We start from the raw sequence: 26,330 nt of genomic DNA, 5'->3' as shown, positions 1-26,330 counted from the left end.
GTCCGGGTCGCTCTCCACAGGAGGTGGAGTCCACGGTGACCTCGACACAAGACGCAAACCCCGCCGGGCGGGCGCGCGTCCCCGGGCGCACGCTCAGAACCGACCGATGGTGGCTGGGTCCGACGCTGACGACGTTGGGCCTGGCCACCTTCCTCGTCTACGGAGCCGCACGGGTCTTCCAACAGGACCACTACTGGGTCCAGGAACACCACTACCTGACGCCCTTCTACTCCCCCTGTCTGGCCCAGCAGTGCGTCCCGGACGCGTCACTCTTCGGCCGGGTCCCCTGGGAGTTCCCGCCCTTCCTGCCGTACGCCCTGCTCAGCCTGCCGATCCTGCTGCTGTTCCGGGTGACCTGCTACTACTACCGCAAGGCCTACTACCGCTCCGTCTGGCAGGCGCCGACGGCCTGCGCGGTCCGCGAACCGCACCGGAACTACACCGGCGAGACCCGGCCGCTCATGCTCCCGCAGAACGGACACCGCTACTTCTTCTACGCCGCGGGCGCCATCGTCCTGATCAACACCTGGGACATGCTCGTCCCCTTCTTCCACGGCGTGGACGGCGGCTTCGGCATCGGGGTCGGCAACCTGATCATGCTCACGAACGTGCTGTTGCTGTGGGCCTACACCTTCGGCTGCCACTCGTGCAGACACATCATGGGCGGCCGGCTGCGCAGCTTCGGCCGCAACCCCGTCCGGTACTGGCTGTGGTCGCGGGTCTCCACGCTGAACAACCGGCACATGCTCTACGGCTGGCTCAGCATCGCCTCGCTGATGATCACCGACGCCTACGTCGCGCTGGTCGCGAGCGGCACCATCACCGACCTTCGCATCCTCAACTGAGCGGGGAAGGAAGAAGCATCGCATGCCCCCCAAAACAGAGGCCGGGGTCACCCGGTACAGCTACGACGTCGTGGTGATCGGCGCGGGCGGAGCGGGTCTACGCGCCGCGATCGCCGCCCGTGAACAGGGCAAACGAACCGCGATCATCTCCAAGTCGCTCTTCGGCAAGGCCCACACGGTGATGGCCGAGGGCGGGGCCGCGGCCGCCCTGGGCAACACCAACGCCGACGACACCTGGACCGTGCACTTCCGCGACACCCTGCGCGGCGGCAAGTTCCTCAACGACCCTCGCATGGCCGAACTCCACGCCAAGGAGTCCCCCGACCGGATCCTGGAGCTGGAGTACTGGGGCGCCCTGTTCGACCGCACCGCCGACGGGCGCATCAGCCAACGCAACTTCGGCGGGCACGAGTATCCGCGACTGGCGCACGTGGGCGACCGCACGGGGCTGGAGCTGATCCGCACCCTCCAACAGCGGATCGTGGCGCTCCAGCAGGCGGACGCCGTCGAGCACGGCGACCCCGACGCCCGGTTGCGGGTGTTCGCCGAGACCGCGGTCACCGACCTCCTGCGCGAGCCCGGAGACGAGGGCCGGGTGGTCGGCGCGTTCGGTTACCGGCGTGTGGACGGCGGCTTCGTGTTGTTCGAGGCGCCTACCGTGGTGCTGGCCACCGGCGGGATCGGCAAGGCCTTCCGCACCACCTCCAACTCCTGGGAGTACACCGGTGACGGGCACGCGTTGGCCCTGCGCGCCGGGGCGTCGCTGATCAACATGGAGTTCGTGCAGTTCCACCCCACCGGGATGGTCTGGCCACCTTCGGTGAAGGGCATCCTCGTCACCGAGTCGGTCCGCGGTGACGGCGGAGTGCTGCGCAACTCCAAGGGCGATCGGTTCATGTTCGACTACGTGCCCGACGTGTTCCGCTCCCAGTACGCCGAGACCGAGGCGGAGGCCGACGGCTGGTACGACGATCCCGCGAACAACCGCAGGCCACCGGAGCTGCTGCCCCGCGACGAGGTGGCCCGGGCGATCAACAACGAGGTGAAGGAGGGGCGCGGGTCGCCGCACGGCGGCGTGTTCCTTGACGTGTCCACCAGGTTGCCGGCGGAGGAGATCCGGCGCCGGTTGCCGTCCATGCACCACCAGTTCAAGGAACTGGCGGACGTGGACATCACCGCCGAACCCATGGAGGTCGGCCCCACCTGCCACTACGTCATGGGCGGGGTCCGGGTGGACGCCGACACCGCCGCCTCCGACGTGCCTGGGTTGTTCGCCGCCGGGGAGGTGGCGGGCGGGATGCACGGCTCCAACCGGTTGGGCGGCAACTCGCTGTCGGACCTGCTGGTGTTCGGGCGGCGGGCCGGACTGGGCGCCGCCGCCTACGTCGACGCATTGACCGAGTCGAAGCCCTCCCCCGGTCCGGTGGATCGCGTGGTGGCGGCGGCCGTCCGCTCCTCGTTGGCCCCGCTCAAGCAGGGCGAGGGCGAGAACCCCTACACGTTGCACTCCGAGCTTCAGGACACCATGAACGACCTGGTCGGCATCATCCGCAAGGGACCGGAGATGGAGAAGGCCCTGGAGCGACTGTCGGAGCTGACCGAACGCGTACAGGTGATCAGCGCTCCGGGCGATCGCGTGTACAACCCGGGTTGGCACCTGGCGTTGGCGCTGCCGAACATGCTGCTGGTGTCGGAGGCCGTCACCAGGGCCGCCCTGGAACGCACCGAGTCGCGGGGTGGGCACACCCGTGACGACTTCCCCGACATGTCGGCGCGATGGCGGCGGGTGAACCTGGCCGCCCGGGCGGTCGACGGTCGGGTGGAGCTGACCCGGCGTCCGCTCGCCGACGTCCCCGCCGAACTGCTGCGCCTGTTCGAGCGGGAGGAACTGGCCAAGTACCTCACCGAGGAGGAGTTGCCCGAGGAGGGGCCACCGGAGGAGGGTCCGCGTACCGACACCGACGAGGACGCGGAGAGGACGGACACGACCGAGGAGGGCACGTCATGACCGAGCGGACGTTCCGGGTGTGGCGAGGATCGGACGAGGGCGAACTCACCGAGTACGAGGTCGAGGTCAACGAGGGCGAGGTGGTCTTGGACGTACTGCACCGCCTCCAGGCCACCCAGGCCCCCGACATGGCCGTGCGGTGGAACTGCAAGGCCGGCAAGTGCGGTTCCTGTTCGGTGGAGATCAACGGGATGCCGCGGCTGTCCTGCATGACGCGGATGAGCGTGTTCGAGGAGGACGAGGTGGTGACGGTGACGCCCATGCGCACCTTCCCGGTCGTCCGGGACCTGGTGTGCGACGTGTCGTTCAACTACGACAAGGCGCGCGAGATCCCCTCGTTCACCCCGGACCCGAACACCTCGCCGGGCGACTTCCGGATGCGGCAAGTGGACGTGGAGCGTCCCCAGGAGTTCCGCAAGTGCATCGAGTGCTTCCTGTGCAACAACGTGTGCCACGTGATCCGTGACCACGAGGAGAACAAGGAGCACTTCTCCGGGCCCCGCTTCCTGATGCGGGTGGCCGAACTGGAGATGCACCCGGAGGACACCGCGGACCGTCGCCGAATCGCCCAGGACGAGTTCGGGATGGGCTACTGCAACATCACCAAGTGCTGCACGGAGGTGTGTCCCGAGGGGATCCGCATCACCGACAACGCGCTGATCCCGCTCAAGGAACGGGTGGTGGACCGCAAGTACGACCCGTTGGTGTGGCTGGGGTCGAAGATCGGGATGCGACCGAAGGACACCCCGATGGTGCCGAACGTCCGCGACTCCGAACCTCGGCGGGAGTGAGCCGGAGTCGGATCGAAGGGGCCGGGCGGCGGGTGTTCTCCCGCCGCCCCTCGGAAACACCCGTGATCCATTTCCGGTTTCGACCGGGGTTTTCTTACAAGAACACCGAAAAGGCCTTGGGAATCACCTTTGTCATGGATTCAGGAAATTCTCGACTTCGTCGTAGGAGCGGGATAGCTTTACCCCCAATCGACGGCGGGAGTGGGCGGGCATGGCCGGTGCATACAGCCTCAAGAAGCACTTCGACGGCGCGGCGGCGCGCGTGCTCGGTGATTCCATTCGCACGGTGTTTCCAGGATTCGACGTGGAATCCTACGCCGTGCAGGTCGATCGCGAAGTCGAACCCCTGGAACTCAAGGATCGGGTGCTGGTGATGGCGCGGGGGCTGCGGGACCGGCTCCCCGAGCACTACCCCGAGGCGATCGCCGTGCTGGTCGCCTCCCTCAAGGACCCCTTGGGCGAGGACGACGGCATGTTCAACGACGGGTTCCACCTCATGCCCGTGGCCCGGTTCGTGGAGGAGTACGGGCTGGATCACCCGGAGGTCTCGCTGCCCGCCCTGGTGGAGATCACCAAGCGGCACACCGGTGAGTTCGCCGTCCGGCCGTTCGTGCTGCGGCACTATGAAGCGACCATGGCGCTGATGCGCGCCTGCGCGGTCGACCCCGATCACCACGTGCGCCGGTTCGCCAGTGAGGGCATCCGACCCCGACTGCCCTGGGCACGCCGGCTCCCCGGATTCGTCACCGATCCACTACCGGTGCTCGACGTGTTGGAGGCGCTGCGCAGCGACCCCTCCAAGCACGTGCGCACGTCGGTGGCCAACAACCTCAACGACATCGCCCGCGAGCACCCCGAACTGGTCCTGGACCTGGCCGAGCGGTGGACCCGGCAGAGCCCCACCCCCGAGACCGCGTGGACCGTTCGGCACGCCCTGCGCACCCTGGTCAAGGAGGGCGATCAGCGGGCCCTGGCGCTGCTCGGCGCCACCGGCGGCGAGCACGCCCGAGCCCACGGGCTCGTTCTGTCCCCGGGCCTACTGGACCTGGGCCAGACCCTGCTGGTACGGATCGAACTGGAGAACACCGACATCCGTCCGCACATGATGGTGGTCGACTACGTGGTGCACCACGTCCGCGCCGACGGCTCCCTGGGCCGCAAGGTGTTCAAGTGGACCAAGGTGGAGCTGTGCTCCGGGGAACGTCGGGTCCTGGAGAAGAAACACCCGGTGCGCCCGATCAGCACCCGCGCCTACCACCCGGGCGAACACCTGGTGGAGATCCAGGTCAACGGCCTGGTCAAGGCGTCCGCCACTTTCGACCTCCGCGTCTGAGCGGTCACCGGCGAACGGGCGGCCCCGGGCCCCGCGGGTTCGACGCGCTCCGCGGGGACTCCGGTCAGAAGCCGCGTTGGGCCCAACCCTCCAGGTGGGCGGCGGCCTCGGCGATCGTGGTGGACTCGCCGTGGCCGGGGTGCACCACGGTGTCACCCGGCAGGACCGCCAGCTGGTCGCGGATGGAGGCGATGATGGTCGGGAAGTCCGACGACGGCTGGCCGGTGGCACCGGGACCGTCCGGGAAGAGCGTGTCCCCACTGAACACCACCCCGAGTTCGGGGGCGTACAGGGACACCCCACCGGGTGTGTGCCCCGGGGTGTGCAGGATGGTCAGCTCGATCCCGCCCGCGGTCAGTACCTCGCCGTGCAACAACGGGGCGTCGGGTTCGCGGTAGGGGTACACCTGCTGCCAGAGCTCGGCGTCGTCGGGGTGCAGCAGGATCGGGGAATCGGTGAGGTCGGCCAAGGCCACCGCGGCATCGATGTGATCGTTGTGTCCATGGGTGCACACGATCGCCATGAGCTCGCGATCACCCAGACCTCGGGCTATTCGCTCGTGGTCGTGGGATGCGTCGATCACCACGGCGGTGTCGTCGTCGCCGACGATCCACACGTTGTTCTCGACATTGGACTCGGAACCTTCCAAACTGAAGATTCCCGAGGTACGTAGCCGCTGGACGGGCGACTGGGAACTCACAGGCTCACCACCTGAACGTCTTACGGGGCAGGAGCTTCGAGCCTATCGGGCGCGGTCCCCTCGCACACGCTGTTCGCGTCGACCTCCCCGGTGTGTCAAGGGTTCGGGGCGTCGAAGTCGCGACGCAGCGTGTAGGGCTGGATCAGGCCGAGGCCGTGCGCGTGTCGGGCCCTGACCTGCACCACCTGGATCCCCTCCACCCCTTCGAGGCTCTCGGCGAGGGCATCGTCGATGAGGACGGTCCCCGGCCGTGCGAAGGAGGTGAGCCGGCTGGATCGGTTGACCGTGGTGCCGAAGACGTCTCCGTGCAGGGTCAGCACCGGGCCGTAGGCCACACCCACCCGTACGTCGGGGACCTCCACGTGGGTCTTGACCCCCGAGGCCAGGCGCAGCGCGATGTCGGCCGCCTGGGTGGGCGAGTCCGCCACGAAGAGCACCTCGTCGCCGAGGGTCTTGACCACCCGTCCGCCCCCGGAGGCGACGATGTCGGCGGCGGTCGCCTCGAAGCCCTCCACCACACCGGCGAGCTCCATCTCGTCGAGCTCACGGCTGAGCGTGGTGAAGGAGACCAGGTCGGCGAAGCCCACGATCAGCGGGTAGTAGTTCGGGATGGCGTCGTTGCCGTTGGACATCACGGCCAGCGTGCGCGCCGTGGACGCGGCCAGTTGCCGACGCCAGATGTGCAGCAGCAGGCGTTCGACGTCCGGCAACAGCTCCTTGACCTGGTTCATCAGCGGGCTGTTGGCCGGGTCCTCCCCACCGTCCTTGAAGATGAGCGTGCTGAGGATGCTGGTCTGCCAGTCGGCCAGGCGGGCCATGGTCTGTCCCATCGCGCGGGCGAAACGGACCACTCCCTCCTCGTCGAGGACGCCCTCGTCCAGCAGGGAGTGAGCGATGCGCAGGGCCTCGACGTCGCTCTCGGTGAAGATGATCGTGTCGTCACCGAGGGTGGGAAAGCCCAGGGCACGCCAGACTCGGCCGGCGAGCTCGGGATCGGCTCCGGAGAGCTCGACCGCCTGTTCCCTGGTGTAGACCGCTTCACCACCGAGTAGGGCGGACTCGATCGCTTTCGGGTCAGGACGCGACGGCATACGTTCTCTTTCACGGGACCTTCCCCGCCTGGCGGGGAGCAATCACTATGGCACCGGCCCGGGGGCGCGGCCTTGGTTCCGGCTCCAGCCTACTCCCGAACCCCTCGGGGCCCGGGTGACGAAACCGCTGGTCAGACCGGTGGCCCGGCCGGGTAGTCCGGTCGCTGGGCCGAGTTGACCTGGCGGTAGATCTCCGACTGGAACCACTGGGGTCGGGGCACCCTCTGAAGGACCATGCCCTCCTGTTCGGACGCCGACTGAATGGACAACGTTCCGTACCGCATGATCCGTTCCCACAGGGAGATGTTGAACGAAACGTCGTTCACTCTGGTGAGCGGCATGTCGCGGCCCTGTTTGGAGATGATGCCGTCGCGCATCATGAGCCGCCGGTTGGTGAGGATGTAGACGGTGGTCGACCACTTGAGCATGGGGACGAACCAGAAGGCCAGCGCGGCGACGACCCCGACGGCCACCACGATGCCCCCGGCGATGAGGCTCCAGTCCTCACTCCAGGGGATGAAGAACAGCGCCGTACCCGCCACCGCGATGATGACGAACAGCATCACGAACTCACCCGCGAGGACGGTCCAGTGTTGCCGTGCGACGTAGACGAGTTCCTCGTCGTCGGAGAGATAACGGTCCGCGATAGCCATACCGGTGATAATGACACAAGCTTCCGCGCCACGGGAGACGCCGAATGGTCCCTGTGGACAACTCTCCGTGACCTAATCGCCGGGGCGCACGTGGACCACGTCGCCCACGTTCAGCGCCTTCTCCCCGGTCGGTCCGGCCACCACCAGCCTGGCCTGGTCGTCCACCCGGGCGGCGGTGCCCTCCAACAGGCGGTCTCCGGGCAGGTGGACCCGGACCGCGCGGCCCAGGGTGACGCACATGAGGCGATACTCGTCGGCCAGCCCACTGGCCTCTGCGTCCCCTGAGGCGTCGACCCAGGCGGTGTAGCGCTCCTCGAACGCGGCCAAGACGGCCCGCAGCAGTTCGTCGCGCCCCACTCCACCCGCGCCCTCGGCCCGTAGTGAGGTGGCGGTCTCCACGGGCAGCTCGGCCCGCCCCTGGGAGACGTTGAGGCCCATGCCCACCACCACCCCCATCCGGTCGGGGTCGGAGAAGTCGGCCTCGGCGAGGATCCCGGCGAGCTTGCCGTCCCGTTCCTCCCCCGGAACCAGGACGTCGTTGGGCCACTTCAGCGCGGCCGGCACCCCGCTCACCTCTCGCACGGCGACGACGGCGGCCACCCCCATCAACGGGGACACCCAACCCAGGCGTTCCGAGGGGACGGACGGCCGCACCAACAGCGAGAAGGTGAGGGCCACCCGCTCCGGGGTGGTGAACCCGCGCCCCAGTCGGCCCTTCCCCGCGGTCTGGTGCTCGGTCACCAGCACGGTCCCCTCGGGGGCCCCGTCCTTGGAGCGGATGGCCAGGTCGGTGTTGGTGGACCCGGCCTCGGGCACCACTTCCACGCTCCGCCAGAGCCCCCCGGGACGCACGATGGCGTCGGTGAGAGCGGTCTGGTCCAGAGCGGGGATCTCGTCGCTGTGTTCGCCGGTCATAGCCCCATTACAGCAGCGCCGGAATCTCCGATGGAAACACCTTCGCCTCGTGAGGGCACAGGTTAGGCTGAAACCACCACATCGGTGATCGTGCGCCGCTACGTTCAGCTACTGGAGGTGTCGCGACACATGGCCATCGCGGAAGCGGAGTCGGAGAGCGCGGTCGACATGCCGTCTCACTGGGAAGTCGTGTTGCGTGCCTGGGAAGAGCTGGACCTGCCCGAAGGTTGGCGGGCCGAGATCATCGAAGGCGCGATCAGCATCATGGCTCCCCCCAAGGACGAGCACGCACGCATCATCGCCTTGATCAACAAATGGATCATCAAGGAGATCCTGCGTGAAGGCAGTGCCATCGGTGAAGCCGAGGTACACCAGAACATCGATGTCCGGGTACCGATGCGCAGCGGTCTCTACATTCCCGATCTGGTCGTACTCCCCGGTTCCATCATGATGCGGAGCGCCGAGCACTCGGCCGAGGACGCGTTGCTGCTGGTCGAGGTGACCTCCCAGAGCACCGCGAAGATGGATCGTAAGCCCAAGCTCTGGGGTTACGCGCATGCCGGGGTGCCCTTGTACCTCTTGGTGGATCGCTGGGATCCGGACGGTGGTGGCGGCGAGATCACGCTCTTCTCCGATCCGGAGAACGGCCGCTACACGAGCATCACCAAGGTGCCCTTCGGTAAGGAACTCCTCCTTCCCGCCCCCTTCGACCTGACGCTGGACACGGGCGAGTTCCCCCTCTGACACGTGATCGGGCCCCGTACCCACGAGGGGTGCGGGGCCCGAGTCCGGTCGAGGGCCGATCAGCCGGTGTTCTGGAGGCCGGCGGCCACGCCGTTGACGGACAGCAGGAGCAGCCGCTCCAGGTGCTGGCCGTCCTGTTCCGACAGGGAGTCCGCCTCCTCGCCGCGCAGCGCCTCAAGGGCCCGCAACTGTAGGTGGCTGAGCGCGTCCACGTACGGGTTGCGCAGATCCACGGCGCGGGACAGGATCGCGCGGTTCTCCAGCAGACGGCTATGCCCGGTCACTCGCAGGACGAGGCTTCGGGTCAGGTCGTACTCGGCCAGCACCTTCTCGGTGAGCTCGGGACGGCCGCCCAGCGCCAGGTACCGCTCCGCGATGGTGCGGTCGGTCTTGGCCAGGCTCATCTCCGCGTTGTCCAGCAACGACGCGAACATCGGCCACTCCCGGTAGGCGGCCTGGAGGGTGGGCAGGTCGTCGATGGCGGCCAGGCCGGTGCCGAGCCCGTACCAACCGGGCAGGTTGACGCGGGTCTGGGTCCAGGCGAACACCCACGGGATGGCCCGCAGGTCGTCCAGGCCCTTGGCCGCCCCACGCCGGGAGGGACGCGACCCGAGTCGCAGCTCTCCCAGTTCCTCCAACGGGCTCACCTGGGAGAACCACACCGCGAACTCCTCGGTGCCGATCAGCTCCAGGTAGGCGTCCTGGGCTGCGGTGGCGATGGTGTCGGCGTGGGGACGGAAACGCGTGGCGGCGGCGCGTTCGCGTTCCTGAACCTCGTCGGTGGAGGCCATCAGGACGGCGTGGCCGACCTGTTCGATGTGGCGACGGGCGATGGCGGACTGCCCGTAGCGGGCGAAGATGACCTCTCCCTGTTCGGTGACCTTGAACCGGCCGTCCACCGAGCCCGGGGCCTGGGCGAGCAGGGCACGGCTGGCCGGGCCGCCGCCACGGCCCAGGGAACCGCCCCGACCGTGGAAGAGGGTCAGGCGTACGTCCTGCTCGCGGGCCCACGTGGCCAGGCGGGCCTGGGTGTCGTACAGGCGCAGGGTCGCGCTGACCGGGCCGACGTCCTTGGCGGAGTCGCTGTAGCCGAGCATGACCTCCAGACGACGGTCGTTGTCGACCAGCCGCTGCCGCACCTGGGGCAGGTCGAGCATGCCGGCCAGGACGTGGGGCGAGGCCTCCAGGTCGGCACCGGTCTCGAACAGCGGGATGACGTCCAGGACCGGCACCCGCTTGGGCGGCAGGGCATAGGTCGCCAGCTTGTACACGGCCTCGATGTCCTCGGCCGTACGGGTGAAGCTGACGATGTAGCGACGGCAGGCCTCCACACCGAAGCGCTCCTGGATCCAGGAGATGGTGCGCAGGGTGGCCAGCACCTCCTCGGTGCGTTCGGAGAGCGTGCCGCCCGCCTCCAGTTCGGCGAGCGCGGCCGCGTGCACCTCGCTGTGCTGACGGATCTCCAGTTCGGCCAGGTGGAAACCGAAGGTCTCGGCCTGCCACACCACGTGCTGGAGTTCGCCGTAGGCCTGTCGTACGGCCCCGGCGGCGACCAGGGATTCCTGCACCAGGCGCAGGTCGGCGAGGAACGCTTCGGCGCCGGGGTAGGCGAGGTCGGCGTCGCGTTCGCGCGTGGCACGCAGCCGTGCGGTGGCCAGGAGCAGCAACTGGCGGTGGGGTTCGTTGGGCGAACGCTTCTCGACCTCGGCCATCAGCGACGGGTAGGCGGCCTTGGCCTCGGCGAGGGTGTCGAGCAGGCCCCGGTCGGCGGGGGTGAGGTTGGAGTAGACGGTGAGGGTGCGTCCCACCTGTTCGCAGGCCTTCTCCAGGGCACGGAGGACGTGTTCGGACTGGATGGTGACGGCTTCCCGGGTCACCTCGTGGGTGACGAACGGGTTGCCGTCACGGTCGCCGCCGATCCAGCTGCCGTAACGAACGAAGGGGGTGGCCCGGGGTGCGCGGGTGCCGGTGCCCTCGGGGTCGATGGCGGCGTCCAGGGTCCGATACACCTGCGGGATGGTGGAGAAGATCGTCTCGTCGAAGGCGGCCAGGGCGGTGCGCACCTCGTCCAGCGGGTCGAGCTTGGTGTAGCGAAGCTGCGAGGTGCGCCAGAGAAGGTCGATCTCCTCCAGAAGGCGACGGTGCGCCTCGCCCGCCGCGGTGCTGCCCTCGTGGGCGCCGTGCCAGGCGTCCAGTTCGGAGCTGACCCGCAGGATGGAGGTGGACACGGCGCGGCGTCGCGCCTCGGTGGGATGGGCGGTGAGGACCGGGTGGAACTCCATGCCCGCGACCAGCTCGGCGAGCCGTTCCTCGCCGCCGTCGCCCGCACGGATGGCGCGCACCGCGGCGGCCAGGGACTCGTGGGGCGGGTTCGCGGCGTCGTCGCGCTCGCGCAGGGCGCGCATGCGCTGGTGTTCCTCCGCCAGGTTGGCGAGGTGGAAGTAGACCGTGAACGCGCGGGCGACCTGCTTGGCGCGTTCCAGCGGCCAGGCACCGACGATCGCGGTGATCTCCTCGGTGGTGACGGAGCCGTCGCGGGCCCCGATCACGGCGTGGCGGAGTTTCTCGACATCGGCGAGCAGTTCCTCACCGCCGCTTTCGGCGAGGACCGTTCCGAGCATCTCGCCGAGCAATTTGACGTCATTCCTGAGCTGCTCGGGTACTTCCTGCCGGGCACTGTCACGTTCTGCGCTAACCGCTGTCATGTGGCCGACGATACCGAGATCGCCCCTGCGCACACACGGTCGGGGGTGTGTTCGTGCTCGCTTTGCCATCGCGTTAACAATTGTGCCGAGGGCGGGCGAATTCACAGCGGCTCACGCATTTTTCGGTATATCGGACGGCTTTCCCGCCCTTCCCGGCCCGACGCGCCCTCCTGACTCCGAGTCCACCCGGACCCCCCGACCCGACAAGTAAGCAAGGGGCACCTTCGGGCCCACGGGATCCCCGGAGCTACCCTGAGCAGTTATGGCCACCGAAGCCCCTGAACCGCTCTCCGCTTCCGAGATCGACATACACACGACCGCCGGCAAGCTCGCGGACCTGCAACGACGTAGGTACGAAGCCGTGCACGCCGGGTCCCGACGGGCTGTCGAAAAACAGCACGCGAAGGGCAAGATGACCGCGCGCGAGCGGATCGACGCACTGCTCGATCCCGGCTCGTTCGTGGAGTTCGACGCCCTGGCCCGCCACCGCTCGACCAACTTCGGGTTGGACGCCGACCGCCCCTACGGCGACGGCGTCGTGACCGGGCACGGAACCGTGGACGGGCGCCCGATCGCGGTGTTCAGCCAGGACGTCACCGTCTTCGGTGGATCACTGGGCGAGGTCTACGGTGAGAAGATCTGTAAAGCCCTCGACCACGCCCTCACCAACGGGTGCCCCGTGGTGGGCATCAACGAGGGTGGCGGCGCCCGCATCCAGGAGGGTGTGGTCGCGCTCGGGCTGTACGCCGAGATCTTCAAGCGCAACACCCACGCCTCAGGGGTGATCCCGCAGATCTCCCTGATCATGGGGGCCACCGCGGGCGGACACGTGTACTCGCCGGCCCTGACCGACTTCGTGGTGATGGTCGACAAGACCTCCCAGATGTTCATCACCGGACCCGACGTGATCAAGACCGTCACCGGTGAGGACGTGTCCATGGAGGAGCTGGGCGGCGCCGCCACCCACTCCGGCACGTCGGGCGTGGCCCACTACATGGGCGCCGACGAACAAGACGCCATCGACTACGTCAAGACGCTCCTGTCGCACCTGCCGGACAACAACCTTGAGGACCCGCCGAGTCTGGCCCCCGAGGAGGACCTCGGTGAAGAGGTCACCGACGGCGACCTGGCCCTGGACACCTTCATCCCGGACTCGGCCAACCAGCCCTACGACATCAAGCGGGTCATCGAGGCCGTCCTGGACGACGGTGACTTCCTGGAGGTGCACGAGCGCTTCGCGACCAACATCGTGGTGGGCTACGGCCGGGTGGACGGACGGTCCGTCGGTATCGTCGCCAACCAGCCGATGAGCTTCGCGGGTTGTCTGAACATCGACGCCTCCGAGAAGGCCGCCCGGTTCGTACGCACCTGTGACGCCTTCAACGTCCCGGTGTTGACCTTCGTGGACGTGCCCGGCTTCCTGCCCGGCACCGACCAGGAATGGGACGGCATCATCCGTCGTGGCGCCAAGCTCCTGTACGCCTACGCCGAGGCCACGGTCCCCCTGATCACGGTGATCACCCGCAAGGCCTTCGGCGGCGCCTACGACGTGATGGGCTCCAAGCACCTGGGCGCGGACATCAACCTGGCCTGGCCCACCGCGCAGATCGCGGTCATGGGCGCCCAGGGCGCGGTGAACATCCTGCACCGGCGCACCCTGGCCGGGGCCGAGGACGTCGAGGCCGAGCGGACCCGTCTGGTCGGCGAGTACGAGGACACCCTGTTGAACCCGTACGCGGCGGCCGAGCGCGGCTACGTCGACGGAGTCATCATGCCCTCCGAGACGCGGACCCAGATCGCCAAGGCGCTCAAGGCGCTGCGCAACAAGCGCAAGCAGCTTCCGCCCAAGAAGCACGGGAACATTCCGCTGTGAGCGCGCCGAACCCGTCATCGGACAGACCACCGCACCTGGTCGTGGTGCGCGGTGAACCCTCCGCCGAGGAGCTCGCCGCGCTCACGGCCGTGCTCACCGCCCGCGCGGCGGCGGCCCGTGCCGCGGCCGAGAAGGGCGAACCCGCGCGGTCCACGTCCGGATGGCGCGACCGATCACGCGGTATGCGTACCCCCTTGCGCCCCGGCCCCGGCGCCTGGCGCATGAGCACGAGATGAGCTTTGCCGTGCTCCTTCGTTCCCTAGACTCTTCGTTGAGCGGTCGGCGCGTGATCCGCTCCGCGCCCCAGCTGGAGGTTTTCCCATCGTGCGCAAAGTACTGATCGCCAATCGTGGTGAGATCGCCGTACGCATCGCCCGCGCCTGCCGTGACGCCGGCATCGAGAGCGTGGCCGTCTACGCCGAACCCGACCTGGACGCCCTGCACGTCAAGATCGCCGACCAGGCCCACTCGTTGGGCGGGTCCACCCCGGCCGACTCCTACCTGGCCATCGACAAACTCCTGGCCATCGCCGCCACCGCCGGCGCCGACGCCGTGCACCCCGGATACGGGTTCCTGGCCGAGAACGCCGAGTTCGCCCAGGCCGTCATCGACGCCGGCCTGACCTGGATCGGTCCGCCCCCGGCGGCGATCACCGCGCTGGGCGACAAGGTCCAGGCCCGCCACATCGCGCAGAAGGTCGGCGCCCCTCTGGTGGCCGGCACCCCCGACCCGGTCACCTCGGCCGAGGAGGTCGTGGCCTTCGCCCGAGAGCACGGGCTGCCGATCGCGATCAAGGCCGCCTTCGGCGGTGGCGGGCGCGGACTGAAGGTGGCCTACACCCTGGAAGAGGTCCCCGACGCCTACGAGTCGGCCGTGCGCGAGGCGGTGACGGCGTTCGGGCGTGGTGAGTGCTTCGTGGAGCGCTACCTGGACAAGCCCCGGCACGTGGAGACCCAGTGTCTGGCCGACGCCCACGGCAACGTCGTGGTGGTCTCCACCCGCGACTGCTCGCTGCAGCGCCGCCACCAGAAACTGGTGGAGGAGGCCCCCGCGCCGTTCCTCGATCAGGATCAGATGGAACGCCTGTACGCCTCCTCCAAGGCCATCCTCAAGGAGGCCGGGTACGTGGGCGCGGGCACCTGTGAGTTCCTGGTCGGTGTCGACGGCACCATCTCCTTCCTGGAGGTCAACACCCGTCTGCAGGTCGAGCACCCCGTCACCGAAGAGGTGACCGGTATCGACCTGGTGCGGGAGATGTTCCGCGTCGCCGACGGCGAGGAACTGGGTTATGACGACCCGGCCGTGCGCGGCCACTCCTTGGAGTTTCGGATCAACGCCGAGGACCCGGGCCGGGGCTTCATGCCGGCCCCGGGCACCATCACCGAGCTGTCCCTGCCCACCGGCCCGGGGGTGCGGGTGGACACCGGTTGCGAGGCCGGGTTCACCGTCCCGCAGGCCTTCGACTCGATGGTGGCCAAGCTGATCGTGACCGGCCGCACCCGCGCCGAGGCGTTGCAGCGCTCCAGGCGGGCGTTGGCCGAGTTCACCGTCGGTGGGATGCCCACCGTGATCCCCTTCCACCAGGCCGTGGTGACCGACGAGGCGTTCGCCCCCGCCGACCCCGACCAGGAGTTCGGGGTCTACACCCGCTGGATCGAGACCGAGTTCGAGAACACGATCACCCCGTGGGAGGGCGAGGCGGGTTCCGCCGAGCCGGCCGAGCGGGAGACCGTGACCGTGGAGGTCGGCGGTAAGCGCGTGGAGGTGGTCCTGCCCGCTTCCCTGGGCGTGGCCGCCGCCCCCGCCACCGATGGCAGGAGGAAGCGCGCCCCCCGTAAGGGCGGCGGCGCGGCGGTGGTCAGTGGTGACGCGTTGGTCTCACCGATGCAGGGCACCGTGGTCAAGGTCGTGGCCGAGGAGGGCGCCCAGGTCGCCGAGGGTGACACGGTGGTGGTCATCGAGGCCATGAAGATGGAGCAGCCGTTGAGCGCGCACAAGGCCGGTGCGGTGACCGGGTTGAAGGTCGCCCCGGGCGAGACCGTGGGCAACGGCGCCATCATCTGCGAGATCAAGGACGCCTGAGCGTCGGTTCGTTCCAGGGGCGTCGCGGGCGGGTCCCGCGGCGCCCCTGCGCCGTCCGGGCCCTTCGGGGTGATCCTCATCGCCCTCGAAAGCGGGAAGATCCAGCACAGCAAGGCTTCCGGGTCGAGGTGCGACAGAAATCGTTCGAGGGCGTATGGAAAACATAAGGAAACCGGACTAGTGTTCTCGATCGTGACGAACATCTGGGGACTGACACGAAGGTGGCACATCGACCTGTGCCGCTTCGCCAGCCACGCGTGTAGCTAGGTCCACGCGCGCCCGTCCGGGCTGCGCGCCGCCACGCCTTCCCCGTCGTCACCATCCTTTCCGGTGACACCCACCCGTTTCCCCTAGCCGGAGTCCTCGTACGCCCGCACACCATGGCGTGCCCTCGTTCCGGCATCTCGCTTGGAGCCACTTCCGTGTCCACTCAGACCGACCAGGTCAAGCAGAGGCGGCGCTTTCCGCTTCCGTCCTTCGGAGTCCAGGTCCTCCTCGGCCTCGTCCTCGGCCTCGCCCTCGGTGTGGTCGCCCTCCAGATCGGACCGGTGGGCGACGGTGAGCCGAACTGGCTCGCCACCACCCTGGAGACCATCGGCAGCACCTTCGTCACCCTGCTGCGCACGATCGTGCCGCCGCTGATCGTCCTCGCCGTCATCTCCTCCATCGCCAACCTGCGCAACGTCACCAACGCCGCGCGTCTGGCCTGGAAGACCCTTCTGTGGTTCGCGATCACCGCGCTGGTCTCGGTCGCCATCGCCATCGCCCTCGGGCTGGCGATCCGTCCCGGCCTCAACAGCGCCGTGGACGACTCCAACCTGGCCGAACCGTCCAGCCACGGTTCCTGGCTCGCGTTCATCGAGAGCCTGGTGCCGGCCAACTTCCTGGGTCTGGCCGCCGAGACCAACGCCGACGACCTGAGCACCTCCCTCAGCTTCAACGCCCTGCAGCTGATCGTCATCGCGGTCGTGCTGGGCATCGCCGCCATCAAGGTCGGCAAGCCGGCCGAGCCCTTCATCAACTTCACCGAGTCGACCCTGCAGGTCGTGCTCAAGGCGCTGTGGTGGGTCATCCGCCTGGCCCCGATCGGCACCGTGGGTCTGCTGGGCAACGCCGTCTACAGCTACGGCTGGACCACCATCGGCGCACTCGGCAAGTTCACGATCACCATCTACGTCGGCCTGGCGCTGGTGCTGTTCGTCGTCTACCCGCTGGTCGCCCTGGTCAACGGGCTCTCGCCCGCCAAGTACTTCTCCGGAGTGTGGCCCGCGGTCCAGCTGGGCTTCGTGTCCCGCTCCTCGATGGGCACCATGCCCGTCACCCAGCGGGTCACCGAGCAGAACCTGGGCGTGCCCCGCTACTACTCGGCGTTCGCGGTGCCGTTCGGCGCGACCACCAAGATGGACGGTTGCGCCGCGATCTACCCGGCGATCTCGGCGATCTTCGTCGCCCAGTTCTTCGGGATCGATCTGGCGTTCACCGACTACCTGCTGATCGTGTTCGTCTCGGTCATCGGTTCGGCCGCGACCGCGGGCACCACCGGCGCCACGGTCATGCTCACCCTGACCCTGTCCACGGTGGGCCTGCCCCTGGAGGGCGTGGGTCTGCTGCTGGCCGTCGACCCGATCCTGGACATGGGGCGCACCGCGACCAACGTCGCCGGTCAGGCCCTGATCCCGGCCGTCGTCTCCAAGCGCGAGGGCATCCTCGACCTTGTCCGCTACAACGCCCCCCGGGGTTCCACCGGCTTCGTCCCGCTGGACGAGCCGGGCACCCTGTCCGCCGAGGAGCGGTCCGCCGAGGCGGAGGAGCGCGACCCCGAGGCCGAACGCGCCACCGCCGGTACGAGCGCGAAGAGCTAGCCCTCGCGCACGAACCGATCAAGAGGCCCGTCGGAAGTGTTCCGACGGGCCTCTTCGCGTCGGGTACCCGTGTGACCTGGCGACCTCGATGGAGAAACCGCGCACATCGGCCCGTCTTCGGGAACTGAGCGGGTCTCCTGTTCGTCACCGTGGATAAGGGAGGCGAGAGGAACGAAATGTCGCACCGCTTGGTAAGAACCACAGTGCTGACCGCCGGACTCGCGGCGGCGGTGATGACCGCGGCGGCGATGCCCGCCGCGGCTGACACCGAGATCGAGGCACCCACCACCCAGGAGATCGTCGAGGAGCTGGAGGGCGACGGTGTCTTCATCGACCCGTCCATCGAGCAGATCTCCACCGCCGACGAGGGAGCCCTGGAAGCCGCGGCAGAGGCCGCGGACTCCCCCGTCTACTACGTGATCCTGCCCTTCGAGGCCGCCACTTCCGAGGCCGGGGTCAACACGCTCATGGCCCCCGTCATGTCCGAGGTCGGTGACGGCGCCTACGGGATCCTGGGCGGTAGCGACCACTTCTACGTGACCTCCCCGAACCTGGACGACACCGAGGCGATCCGGGAGACCGCGCTCAACGATGGCGGCAACCAGATCGACACCCTCGCCGCGGTGCCACAGGCCGTGGAGACCACCGAGGCCCCGGCCGAGGCGCCCGGAGGTGGCGGTTCCGGTCTGGTGATGCTGGTCATCCTCGCACTGGTCGTCGCGGCCGGCGGCTGGTACGTGTACAAGAGCCGGCAAAAGCGCGAGGCCGAGAAGGCCAAGCAGCTCCAGGAGATCAAGCAGATGGCCACCGAGGACGTCGTACGCCTCGGCGAGGACGTCGCCCGACTGGAGATCGACCTCTCGGCGGTGGACGAAGCGACCCGCAACGACTACTCGCGGGCCATGGACTCCTACGACCAGGCCAAGTCGCTGCTGGACACCATCCAGGAGCCGGAGCAGATCAAGGCGGTCACCGGCGCTTTGGAGGACGGCCGGTACTACATGACGGCCACCCGGGCCCGGATGAACGGCGACCCGGTACCCGCGCGACGCGGCCCCTGCTTCTTCAACCCACAGCACGGCCCGTCCAGCGAGGACGTCACCTGGGCACCGCCCGGTGGCTCTCCCCGTTCGGTCACCGCGTGCCCCGTGTGCGCCCAGGCGGTGCGCACCGGAGGACAGCCGGACGTGCGCATGGTGGAGGTCGACGGTGACCGTCGTCCCTACTACGAAGCCGGTCCGGCCTACGCCCCCTACGCGGGCGGCTACTTCGGCATGAACATGATGATGGGCATGTTCACCGGCATGATGATGGGCTCCATGATGGGGTCGATGATGGGCGCCGGGATGATGGGCGCGGGCATGGAGGACGCCGGTGGCGACCTCGGTGGCGGCGACTTCGACGGCGGTGGCGACTTCGGGGACTTCGGCGGCTTCGACTTCTGACGCCTGACGACGAACGAGGGCCCCGGGAACGGTTCACACCGTTCCCGGGGCCCTTCGTCGTCTCACTCGGCGGGAACGAACGTCTCCGCCCGTTCGAGCACCCACCGGCGCACCGCCTCGGCGGTCTGCGCCGGGGGCGTACCCGTGGTGTCCAGCAGGGTCAGCGGCGCTTCGAGCCGGTCGGCCTCGGCCACCAGCCACTCCTGGTACTCCAGGGTCTCGTCGACACGTTCCCGGTCCCAGTCCCGCCAGGCCGGTCGGGACAGCAGCCGACGGGCGAGGACCTGCGGGTCGCAGGTGAGCACCAGGTAGTGCACCCCGTCGAACAGGGCCCGCTCGGGCAGGTACTCCAACTCCGGTGGCGCCACCGTCCCGCACAGCACGACGGGCCGCCCGCTCTGTTGCACCATGGCGGCGGTACGCAGCCAGGTGGAACGGAACAGACGGTGGTCGTCGGCGGGGTCCCGTAGGCCGCCCACCCACAGCAGGTCCTGTTCGAGGACGACGAAACGGTCGCTCAACCCGGTCAGCAGGGCACGGGCCACGGTGGACTTCCCGGTCCCGCTGGGCCCGGCCACGCACAGCAACGGCAACCGCTGGAAGGGCCGGGTGTGCCCGCAGGAGGCACAACGCAGCAGATGCGGTCCCGCGCTCGTGTCCGGCTCGGGATCCCAATCGCCGCAGTGTCCGCAGATCAAGGGGTGCATGGTCGACTCACCACCCGGATCAGTCGAAGAGCTGTTCCAGGAAACCCTTGCGCCGACGGCGGTAGGGCCGGGGCGAGTCACGGTAGCCGCGGTATCCACGTGGGGAGTCCGGTCGGTAACCACCCGGAGAGTCGGGGTAGGCACCTCGGCCGCGGCTCGGGCTGTAGGGGTCCGGGGGCGGTGGCATGGTCGGAGCGGACGGCGTGATGCCGTAATGGCGCTCTTCGGCGGTGACGATGCGCTCCAGTTCACCCCGGTCGAGGAAGATGCCCTGACAACCGTCGCAGCGGTCGATATGGACGCCTTGACGGTCGAAGGTGCGCATTGGACTTTGGCATTTCGGGCAGATCACGCCCGAAGGCTAGGAGGATTCCCGTCAAAAACGGTTAAAGACCTGACCGGAACCCGCCGTGTGTCCTGCACAGATCCACACGGCGGGCGGGTTCCGCGGTTACTCGGGCGAGGCCAGCATGAGGGAGCGGGCCGCCTCGGTGACGCTGCCGGACAGCGACGGGTACACGGAGAAGGTGTGCGCGATGTCGTCCACGGTCAGGCGCTGCTGGACCGCTATCGACACACCCAGGATGAGCTCACTGGCGCGCGGGCCCACGATGACGCCGCCCAGGACGATGCCGGTGTGCTGACGACAGATGAGCTTGACGAAGCCCTCCTTGACCTGGGTCATCTTGGCGCGCGGGTTGGTGTTGAGCGGCAGGGTCACGATCCGGCCGTCCACCCGACCACTGCGGATGTCGTCCTCGCTGATGCCCACCGCGGCCAGTTCGGGGTGGGTGAACACGGTGGAGGCGACGGTGGACAGCTGGAGCGGGGCCACGGCCTCGCCCAGGGCGTGCCACATCGCGATGCGTCCCTGCATCGCGGCGACGGACGCCAGCATGTTCACGCCGGTGCAGTCACCGGCGGCGTAGACACCGGGGACGGTGGTGCGGGAGACCCGGTCCACCTCGACGAAGCCGCCGTCGCCAAGACCGACCCCGGCCTCCTGCAGGCCCAGTCCGTCGGTGTTGGGGATCATGCCGACGGTCATGAGGCAGTGGCTGCCGTCGACCGTGCGACCGTCGGAGAGGGTGACGCGTACGCCGTCCTCGGTGCGTACCACCGACTCGGCGCGGGTCTGGCTGAGGACCGTCATGCCACGGCGGGCGAAGACGCCCTCCAACACCTGGGCGGCGTCGGAGTCCTGGGTGGGCATGACCAGCTTGCGCGAGGAGACGAGGGTGACGTCGGAGCCCAGCGCCTGGTAAGCACTGGCGAACTCGGCCCCGGTGACACCGGAACCGACCACGATGAGCCGCTCGGGAAGTTCCTCCAGGTCGTAGAGGTGGCGCCACGTGAGGATGCGTTCCCCGTCCGGCACCGCGGTGGGCAGCTCACGGGGGTGGGCTCCCGTGGCCAGCAGGATGACGTCGGCGCGGATGCGCTGGTCGCCGACGGCCACGATGTGCGGGTCGACCAGGCGGGCCTCGCCGACCAGGACGTCGACCCCCTCCTTGACCAGGCGCGCTCGGGTGTCCTCGGACTGGGCCCGGGCCAGGCGCTTGATCCGACCGTTCACGTGCCGGATGTCGACCTCGACCGCCTGCTCGCCCTCCGCGACCTCGGGGATGTTGATGCCCAGGAACGACGACTCGCGTACATAGGTCGTACGGGTGGAGGTGGCGATGAGGCTCTTGGAGGGAACGCAGTCGGTGAGGACGCAGGCGCCGCCGATGCCGTCGCGTTCCACCACCGTCACGTCCGCGCCGAGCTGCGCTGCGACCAATGCCGCCTCGTAGCCCCCGGGCCCGCCACCGATGATCACGACCTTCGTCACGCTGCCTCACTCCCTCTGCCGGTGATGCGCCATGCCCGTTCCCGGTCCGGGTGGACATTCGGGCACGACAGGCCACCACTAGGATTTATCGCTTTCCTCCATTGTCGGCCATACGGACCGCCGAAAACCGCAGGCGCCCCGCACGTCACCGCCCCGCACGCAGGTGGCCCCTCGTGTCCGAACCCACGACCTGCCCGGATGCGACGAACACCACCCGTGGGCACCAGGGGAGTTCACCAACGGTGACCGATTCGTTCGCCTCCGTTCCGACTCAGAACGCCCACCAGGCCGACACCACCACAGAGCGTTGCGTTCCGGAGTTATGTGATGACCCAGCGATAGCATCCGACTTGTGAGTGAATCAGAGCAACGGACGACCGGTGACGCGAAGGCGCTGGCGACGGAGGCGGCCAAGGAGCTGCTCACCCGGGCCGGCGCCGACAGTTTCGACGCCCTGGTGGTGCTCGGCTCCGGCTGGACCGGAGCGGTCGACACCCTGGGTTCGGCGGACATCGAGTTCGACGCCGTCGAACTACCCGGGTTCGTCGAACCCACCGCCGAGGGACACAGCGGACGCGTCCGCAGCATGTGGGTGGGCGACAAGCGCGTGGTCGCGTTCATGGGGCGGGTGCACATGTACGAGGGGCACGACGCGATGACGGTCGCGCACGCCGTGCGCACCGGCATCGCCGCCGGCGCCGAGGTGGTCGTGCTCACCGGATCATCCGGTTCCCTGCGCACCGACTTCGCGCCCGGGCAACCGGTGATCCTGCGCGACCACATCAACCTGACCGCGCGGTCGCCCCTGGTGGGCCCCGACTTCGTGGACATGAGCGCGGCCTACAGCACGCGACTGCGCGAGATCGCCCGCGAAGTGGACGCGTCACTGCCCGAAGGCGTGTACGTGGCGACCTCGGGTCCGCAGCTACAGACCCCGGCCGAACTCAAGATCCTGCGTCAGGCGGGCGCGGACGTGGTGGGGCGGTCGATCGCCCTGGAGACCGTCGCGGCCGTGGAGATGGGCGCCGAGGTCCTCGGGTTGACCATCGTCAGCAACGACGCGGCCGGCGCGGTGTTCGAGCCGTTCGAGGAGGGGAGGGCGCTGGAGATCGTCGAGCGGCGCTCCCACCGCCTCGGCGAACTCATCAACCGCGTCCTGACCTCCTTCTGAACCCCGCCGAACACGAGACGCCGAACATGGGAAAGGCCCGGTCGTGACCGGGCCCTCTCGTTTCGCGCCTCATACCAGAGGTGGGATTCAGGGCACCTCCGACCGGAACCGACGTGGTCGGTACCGGCGTGGCGAGCGTACACCCCGAGGCCATGGGGTGGACGGTACCGACCTTGGTTCCGGTCGGAGGTGGTGCTTTCCCCGGTGTGCCGCCGCGCGGGATCCCCGCAGACCCCGTTGGACTCGCGACGAGCGACACCTCTTACTTCCCATTATTCGGTTGAACCGCGCGCGTGCCTTGGAAAGAAGGTCCGGGTGGGTGGCCATCCGCGCGAAGCCCGCCCACCCGGAACACTCTCCCTTAGGCATGCCTAACCTAACCAGAACTTCCAGGTGCGCGTCAACCCCGAATTCGGCGAAGACGGAACCCGGCCGCCCGCCGTGCGGGGACCGGGTTCGATCCGGGGAAAGCGTGACTCAGGTCAGCAGCAGGACCGCCACGAGCTGCACCACGGCGGCCACCCCGACCACGATCACCTCCAAGGGGACCATCGTCTGCGGTCGGTCCTCGGCGCCCAACGCGGCGGGGCCCTCCTCGGCGACCACCTTGATGGGTCCGGGCAGCGGACGCGCCTTGTACCGCTCGGCGTCCTGGCGCAGGTCCCGCGCGATCAGTTCCACCGGGCGCATCTTGGTGGGATCCTCGTCCTCGCCCGAATCCAGGTAGCCGGAGTCCCGGCGCAGGTTCTCCCGGACCTTGGCCCGCTTGGTCTCCCGCAGCGGCCAGGAACGGAACTCGCCCTCGGGCGTGTGCACCCGCAGCACGTCCACGACGTCCACCCACACCACGGACGCCCAGGGCACGAACGTCTCCCGCAACGGGTTGACCATCCTGATCCCCCGTGGGGTGGAGACCACCCGAGGGCGCAGCCAGGCCAGGTAGACGCACGCGACGGTCAGCAGCAGGACCGAACCGGCGATCCAGGCCATCCGGTCGCTGCCCCGCAGCACCAGGTCCACCAACAGCAGGGCCGCGATGACGATCCACACGATCGCCATCACCCGAGAGGAGGTGGAGGCGTGGGTGACGGTGGCGCCCCGGGCGCCGTCTCTACCCGATGTCATCAGTTCGTCGCCCACTTCAACTGCGCGAACCCCGGCTTGATGATCCCGTTGATCAGCGACAACCGCTCGTCGAAGGGCAGGAACGCCGACTTCATGGCGTTGACCGTGAACCACTGCAAGTCGTCCCAGCCGTAGCCGAACGCCTCGCTGAGCTTGGCGAACTCCTCCGACAGGGTGACGCCGCTCTGGAGCCGGTTGTCGGTGTTGACGGTGACCCGGAAGCGCAGGTCGCGCAGCAGCCCGATCGGGTGTTCGGCGATGGAATCGGCGGCACCGGTCTGGATGTTGGAGCTCGGGCACATCTCCAGCGGCACCCGCTTGTCCCGCACGTACTGGGCCAACCGGCCCAGGCGCGGGGCACCGTTCTCCTCGACGGTGATGTCGTCGATGATGCGCACGCCATGGCCGAGACGGTCACAGCCGCACCACTGGAGCGCCTCCCAGATGGAGGGCAACCCGAACGCCTCACCGGCGTGGATGGTGAAGTGGAAGTTCTCCCGACGCAGGTACTCGAACGCGTCCAGGTGTCGGGTGGGCGGGTTGCCGGCCTCCGCCCCCGCGATGTCGAAACCGGACACGCCCTGGTCGCGGTAGCGGACCGCCAACTCGGCGATCTCCGAGGAGCGCGCCGCGTGCCGCATCGCGGTCACCAGCTGCCCGGTGCGGATGTCGTTCCCGGCGTCGGCCGCACGCTTGCGCCCCAGGTCCAGCCCCTCCTGGACGGCCTCGACGACCTCCTCCAGGCTGAGCCCGGCCTCCAGGTGCTGTTCGGGAGCGTAGCGCTGCTCGGCGTAGACCACGCCGTCGGCGGCCAGGTCCTCGGCCGCCTCCGCGGCGACCCGCACCAGGGACTCACGGGTCTGCATGACCGCCGTGGTGTGGGCGAAGGTCTCCAGGTACCGCTCCAGCGAACCGGAGTCGGAGGCCTCCCGGAACCAGTGGCCCAGTTCCTCCGCGTCGTAGGTGGGCAGTCCCTTGTAGCCCGTCTCGCGGGCGAGTTCCACCACCGTGGACGGACGAAGACCGCCATCGAGGTGGTCGTGGAGGAGCACCTTCGGCGCCCTCCGGATCTGTTCGACAGTCAGTGGCTGATTCATCTCATCAGGATGCCACTGGGAGGTGAGCGCACCCGACGGGGCGGCACGAAGTTGCCGAGAATCCGGCAGAAGCCACCGGTCGGGTACTGGTCAGGCGAGCGCCTCTCGGTCCGCGTGCACGCCCTCGCGGGTGATGTCCCACAGCGCGGTGAGCGCGGTGGTGACCATGAAGCGGGTGCCCACGCCGATGGCGCGCTCGTCGACGTCGAAGGTGCCCCGATGCAGATCGAGCATGGGACCGTCCCAGTCCGGGGAGTGGGTGCCCAGCCGGGCCAACGCACCGGGAGCGTGCTCCAGGTACCAGGCGAAGTCCTCCCCGCCCAGGCTCTGCGCGGTGGGGGCGACCGCGTCGGGGCCCAGTGCCAGGGTGACGGCCTCGCGCATGATGTCGACGCTGGTGGCCTCGTTGATGGTGGGCGGCACTCCACGACGGTAGGTGACCTCGGTGTCGGCTCCGTAGGCGGACGCCACCGACTCCACCAGCCCCTTGACGATGTCGGGGGCCTGGTGCCAGGCCTCGTCGTCCAGGCAGCGCACGGTGCCCTCGGCCACGGCGTCGTCGGGGATGACGTTGGGGGCCGAACCGGCGCTGATGCGGCCCCAGACCAGGCTGAACCCGGCCCGTGGGTCGATGCGTCGGGACAGCACCGCGGGAAGTTCGGTGACCACCTTGCCCAGGGCGTAGACCAGGTCGGAGGTCAGGTGCGGACGGGCGGTGTGGCCGCCCGGTCCGGACAGGCGGACCAGGAGTTGGTCACAGGCGGCGGTGATGCCACCCGTGCGCAGCCCCACCCTGCCGACCATCAGCCGGGGGTCGCAGTGCAGGGCGAAGACGCGCTGTACGTCCTCCATCCCGCCGGCGTTGACCACCTCCACCGCCCCGCCGGGCAGCTCCTCGGCGGGCTGGAAGAGGAGCCGCACTCGGCCGGGCAGCGCACCCGCACGGGCCTGCTGGGCGAGGAAGATCCCCGTGGCCAGCAGGACCGTGGTGTGCACGTCGTGTCCGCAGGCGTGCGCGGCGCCCGGGACGGTGGAGCGGTAGGGGACGTCCTTCTCGTCCGCCAGGGGGAGGGCGTCGATGTCGGCGCGAAGGGCGACCAGGGGGCCGGGGCCCTCACCGACGTCACAGATCAGACCGGTGCCCTGGGGCAGTTCCTTGGGTTCCAGACCGACCGCGCGAAGACGTTCGGCGAGACGACCCGTGGTGCGGTGCTCGGCGAACGCGAGCTCCGGGTGCATGTGCAGGTCCCGGCGGAAGCCCGTGAGCTCCCGTTCATGGCGCGCCAGAAAAGCGGTCAACTGTTCCGGCAGGTCACGTCCCCGCATGGAGGGTCCCCTCTATTACTTCA

General features: G+C 68.8%; 22 protein-coding genes. 11 read left to right on the top strand and 11 right to left on the bottom strand.

Annotated elements, in window-relative coordinates; genetic code table 11:
• Positions 1-35 precede the first annotated feature (35 nt).
• The 4 genes from ACWGKS_RS22955 to ACWGKS_RS22940 all read left to right on the top strand — a co-directional run bounded on the left by ACWGKS_RS22955 (position 36) and on the right by ACWGKS_RS22940 (position 4,977).
• The gene (locus tag ACWGKS_RS22955) at positions 36-845 is read left to right on the top strand and encodes a hypothetical protein (protein ID WP_358514316.1); all 810 of its coding nucleotides are present in this window, start codon (positions 36-38) and stop codon (positions 843-845) included.
• Positions 846-867: 22 nt separating this feature from the next.
• Positions 868-2,853: a fumarate reductase/succinate dehydrogenase flavoprotein subunit gene (locus tag ACWGKS_RS22950; protein ID WP_452524012.1), complete on the top strand. Its 1,986-nt coding sequence runs from the start codon at positions 868-870 to the stop codon at positions 2,851-2,853.
• A complete protein-coding gene (locus ACWGKS_RS22945) occupies positions 2,850-3,644 on the top strand; it encodes a succinate dehydrogenase/fumarate reductase iron-sulfur subunit (protein WP_358514312.1) in 795 nt (264 codons plus the stop codon). Before ACWGKS_RS22950 ends, ACWGKS_RS22945 begins: the two co-directional genes overlap by 4 nt.
• Before the next feature lie 211 nt (positions 3,645-3,855).
• Positions 3,856-4,977 (top strand): DNA alkylation repair protein, encoded by a 1,122-nt coding sequence (locus tag ACWGKS_RS22940; protein WP_358514310.1) that lies wholly within the window; start codon positions 3,856-3,858, stop codon positions 4,975-4,977.
• Between the two features lie 64 nt (positions 4,978-5,041).
• Here ACWGKS_RS22940 and ACWGKS_RS22935 read toward each other — a convergent pair whose 3' ends face one another.
• The 4 genes from ACWGKS_RS22935 to ACWGKS_RS22920 all read right to left on the bottom strand — a co-directional run bounded on the left by ACWGKS_RS22935 (position 5,042) and on the right by ACWGKS_RS22920 (position 8,336).
• Positions 5,042-5,677 carry an MBL fold metallo-hydrolase gene (locus ACWGKS_RS22935; protein WP_452455219.1) on the bottom strand — a complete coding sequence of 212 codons (636 nt, stop codon included), beginning with the start codon at positions 5,675-5,677 and terminating at the stop codon, positions 5,042-5,044.
• A 95-nt stretch (positions 5,678-5,772) separates the two neighbouring features.
• Positions 5,773-6,768, bottom strand: a complete 996-nt coding sequence (locus ACWGKS_RS22930) for an adenylate/guanylate cyclase domain-containing protein (protein WP_358510296.1) — start codon at positions 6,766-6,768, stop codon at positions 5,773-5,775.
• A gap of 131 nt (positions 6,769-6,899) precedes the next feature.
• Complete coding sequence (locus ACWGKS_RS22925) at positions 6,900-7,421, bottom strand: PH domain-containing protein (protein WP_358510299.1); 522 nt, start codon at positions 7,419-7,421, stop codon at positions 6,900-6,902.
• A 72-nt stretch (positions 7,422-7,493) separates the two neighbouring features.
• Positions 7,494-8,336 (bottom strand): biotin--[acetyl-CoA-carboxylase] ligase, encoded by an 843-nt coding sequence (locus tag ACWGKS_RS22920; protein ID WP_358510302.1) that lies wholly within the window; start codon positions 8,334-8,336, stop codon positions 7,494-7,496.
• Positions 8,337-8,465: 129 nt separating this feature from the next.
• On the opposite strand from ACWGKS_RS22920, the gene ACWGKS_RS22915 reads away from it, so the two are divergent.
• Positions 8,466-9,080, top strand: a complete 615-nt coding sequence (locus ACWGKS_RS22915) for a Uma2 family endonuclease (protein ID WP_452524008.1) — start codon at positions 8,466-8,468, stop codon at positions 9,078-9,080.
• A gap of 59 nt (positions 9,081-9,139) precedes the next feature.
• Here ACWGKS_RS22915 and ACWGKS_RS22910 read toward each other — a convergent pair whose 3' ends face one another.
• Entirely contained in the window at positions 9,140-11,785 is a 2,646-nt protein-coding gene (locus ACWGKS_RS22910) for a phosphoenolpyruvate carboxylase (protein ID WP_452524007.1), read from the bottom strand.
• Positions 11,786-12,047: 262 nt separating this feature from the next.
• On the opposite strand from ACWGKS_RS22910, the gene ACWGKS_RS22905 reads away from it, so the two are divergent.
• From ACWGKS_RS22905 to ACWGKS_RS22885, 5 genes are all read left to right on the top strand, one after another.
• Positions 12,048-13,658: an acyl-CoA carboxylase subunit beta gene (locus ACWGKS_RS22905; RefSeq protein WP_358510308.1), complete on the top strand. Its 1,611-nt coding sequence runs from the start codon at positions 12,048-12,050 to the stop codon at positions 13,656-13,658.
• Positions 13,655-13,894, top strand: coding sequence for an acyl-CoA carboxylase subunit epsilon (locus tag ACWGKS_RS22900; RefSeq protein WP_358510311.1), 240 nt, complete (start codon positions 13,655-13,657; stop codon positions 13,892-13,894). The genes ACWGKS_RS22905 and ACWGKS_RS22900 overlap by 4 nt, the downstream gene beginning before the upstream one ends.
• Before the next feature lie 88 nt (positions 13,895-13,982).
• Positions 13,983-15,740, top strand: a complete 1,758-nt coding sequence (locus tag ACWGKS_RS22895; RefSeq protein ID WP_358510314.1) for an acetyl/propionyl/methylcrotonyl-CoA carboxylase subunit alpha — start codon at positions 13,983-13,985, stop codon at positions 15,738-15,740.
• Between the two features lie 422 nt (positions 15,741-16,162).
• A complete protein-coding gene (locus tag ACWGKS_RS22890; RefSeq protein ID WP_358510317.1) occupies positions 16,163-17,602 on the top strand; it encodes a dicarboxylate/amino acid:cation symporter in 1,440 nt (479 codons plus the stop codon).
• A gap of 203 nt (positions 17,603-17,805) precedes the next feature.
• Positions 17,806-19,047: a chemotaxis protein CheA gene (locus ACWGKS_RS22885; RefSeq protein ID WP_358510464.1), complete on the top strand. Its 1,242-nt coding sequence runs from the start codon at positions 17,806-17,808 to the stop codon at positions 19,045-19,047.
• Between the two features lie 62 nt (positions 19,048-19,109).
• On the opposite strand, the gene ACWGKS_RS22880 is transcribed toward ACWGKS_RS22885, so the two are convergent.
• The 3 genes from ACWGKS_RS22880 to ACWGKS_RS22870 form a co-directional block, all read right to left on the bottom strand.
• Positions 19,110-19,754: an AAA family ATPase gene (locus ACWGKS_RS22880; RefSeq protein ID WP_452524003.1), complete on the bottom strand. Its 645-nt coding sequence runs from the start codon at positions 19,752-19,754 to the stop codon at positions 19,110-19,112.
• Between the two features lie 19 nt (positions 19,755-19,773).
• Positions 19,774-20,106, bottom strand: coding sequence for a TFIIB-type zinc ribbon-containing protein (locus tag ACWGKS_RS22875; RefSeq protein ID WP_358510323.1), 333 nt, complete (start codon positions 20,104-20,106; stop codon positions 19,774-19,776).
• 99 nt (positions 20,107-20,205) lie between these two features.
• On the bottom strand, positions 20,206-21,588 hold the full coding sequence (locus ACWGKS_RS22870) for an NAD(P)H-quinone dehydrogenase (protein WP_358510326.1): 1,383 nt from the start codon (positions 21,586-21,588) through the stop codon (positions 20,206-20,208).
• A 352-nt stretch (positions 21,589-21,940) separates the two neighbouring features.
• Between ACWGKS_RS22870 and ACWGKS_RS22865 the strand changes: the two genes are divergently transcribed.
• Complete coding sequence (locus ACWGKS_RS22865) at positions 21,941-22,759, top strand: purine-nucleoside phosphorylase (protein ID WP_358510329.1); 819 nt, start codon at positions 21,941-21,943, stop codon at positions 22,757-22,759.
• A gap of 477 nt (positions 22,760-23,236) precedes the next feature.
• On the opposite strand, the gene ACWGKS_RS22860 is transcribed toward ACWGKS_RS22865, so the two are convergent.
• From ACWGKS_RS22860 to ACWGKS_RS22850, 3 genes are all read right to left on the bottom strand, one after another.
• Positions 23,237-23,884, bottom strand: coding sequence for a PH domain-containing protein (locus ACWGKS_RS22860; RefSeq protein ID WP_358510332.1), 648 nt, complete (start codon positions 23,882-23,884; stop codon positions 23,237-23,239).
• Positions 23,884-24,981 (bottom strand): adenosine deaminase, encoded by a 1,098-nt coding sequence (locus ACWGKS_RS22855; protein WP_358510335.1) that lies wholly within the window; start codon positions 24,979-24,981, stop codon positions 23,884-23,886. The genes ACWGKS_RS22860 and ACWGKS_RS22855 overlap by 1 nt, the downstream gene beginning before the upstream one ends.
• 90 nt (positions 24,982-25,071) lie before the next feature.
• Positions 25,072-26,307, bottom strand: a complete 1,236-nt coding sequence (locus tag ACWGKS_RS22850) for a M20 family metallopeptidase (RefSeq protein WP_358510337.1) — start codon at positions 26,305-26,307, stop codon at positions 25,072-25,074.
• Between the last annotated feature and the right edge of the window lie 23 nt (positions 26,308-26,330).

The sequence above is a fragment of the Nocardiopsis sp. NPDC055879 genome, from assembly GCF_053615935.1.
The sequence above is the reverse complement of the archived record's forward strand: the minus strand, read 5'-3'. Positions and strand labels throughout refer to the sequence as shown.

Excerpts from the sequence above, each read along its gene's own strand:
- ACWGKS_RS22920 (WP_358510302.1), bottom strand. The coding sequence starts at position 8,336 with ATGACCGGCGAACACAGCGACGAGATCCCCGCTCTGGACCAGACCGCT.
- ACWGKS_RS22940 (WP_358514310.1), top strand. The coding sequence starts at position 3,856 with ATGGCCGGTGCATACAGCCTCAAGAAGCACTTCGACGGCGCGGCGGCG.
- ACWGKS_RS22915 (WP_452524008.1), top strand. The coding sequence starts at position 8,466 with ATGGCCATCGCGGAAGCGGAGTCGGAGAGCGCGGTCGACATGCCGTCT.
- ACWGKS_RS22910 (WP_452524007.1), bottom strand. The coding sequence starts at position 11,785 with ATGACAGCGGTTAGCGCAGAACGTGACAGTGCCCGGCAGGAAGTACCC.
- ACWGKS_RS22850 (WP_358510337.1), bottom strand. The coding sequence starts at position 26,307 with ATGCGGGGACGTGACCTGCCGGAACAGTTGACCGCTTTTCTGGCGCGC.
- ACWGKS_RS22880 (WP_452524003.1), bottom strand. The coding sequence starts at position 19,754 with ATGCACCCCTTGATCTGCGGACACTGCGGCGATTGGGATCCCGAGCCG.
- ACWGKS_RS22905 (WP_358510308.1), top strand. The coding sequence starts at position 12,048 with ATGGCCACCGAAGCCCCTGAACCGCTCTCCGCTTCCGAGATCGACATA.
- ACWGKS_RS22925 (WP_358510299.1), bottom strand. The coding sequence starts at position 7,421 with ATGGCTATCGCGGACCGTTATCTCTCCGACGACGAGGAACTCGTCTAC.
- ACWGKS_RS22930 (WP_358510296.1), bottom strand. The coding sequence starts at position 6,768 with ATGCCGTCGCGTCCTGACCCGAAAGCGATCGAGTCCGCCCTACTCGGT.
- ACWGKS_RS22855 (WP_358510335.1), bottom strand. The coding sequence starts at position 24,981 with ATGAATCAGCCACTGACTGTCGAACAGATCCGGAGGGCGCCGAAGGTG.
- ACWGKS_RS22950 (WP_452524012.1), top strand. The coding sequence starts at position 868 with ATGCCCCCCAAAACAGAGGCCGGGGTCACCCGGTACAGCTACGACGTC.
- ACWGKS_RS22860 (WP_358510332.1), bottom strand. The coding sequence starts at position 23,884 with ATGACATCGGGTAGAGACGGCGCCCGGGGCGCCACCGTCACCCACGCC.
- ACWGKS_RS22945 (WP_358514312.1), top strand. The coding sequence starts at position 2,850 with ATGACCGAGCGGACGTTCCGGGTGTGGCGAGGATCGGACGAGGGCGAA.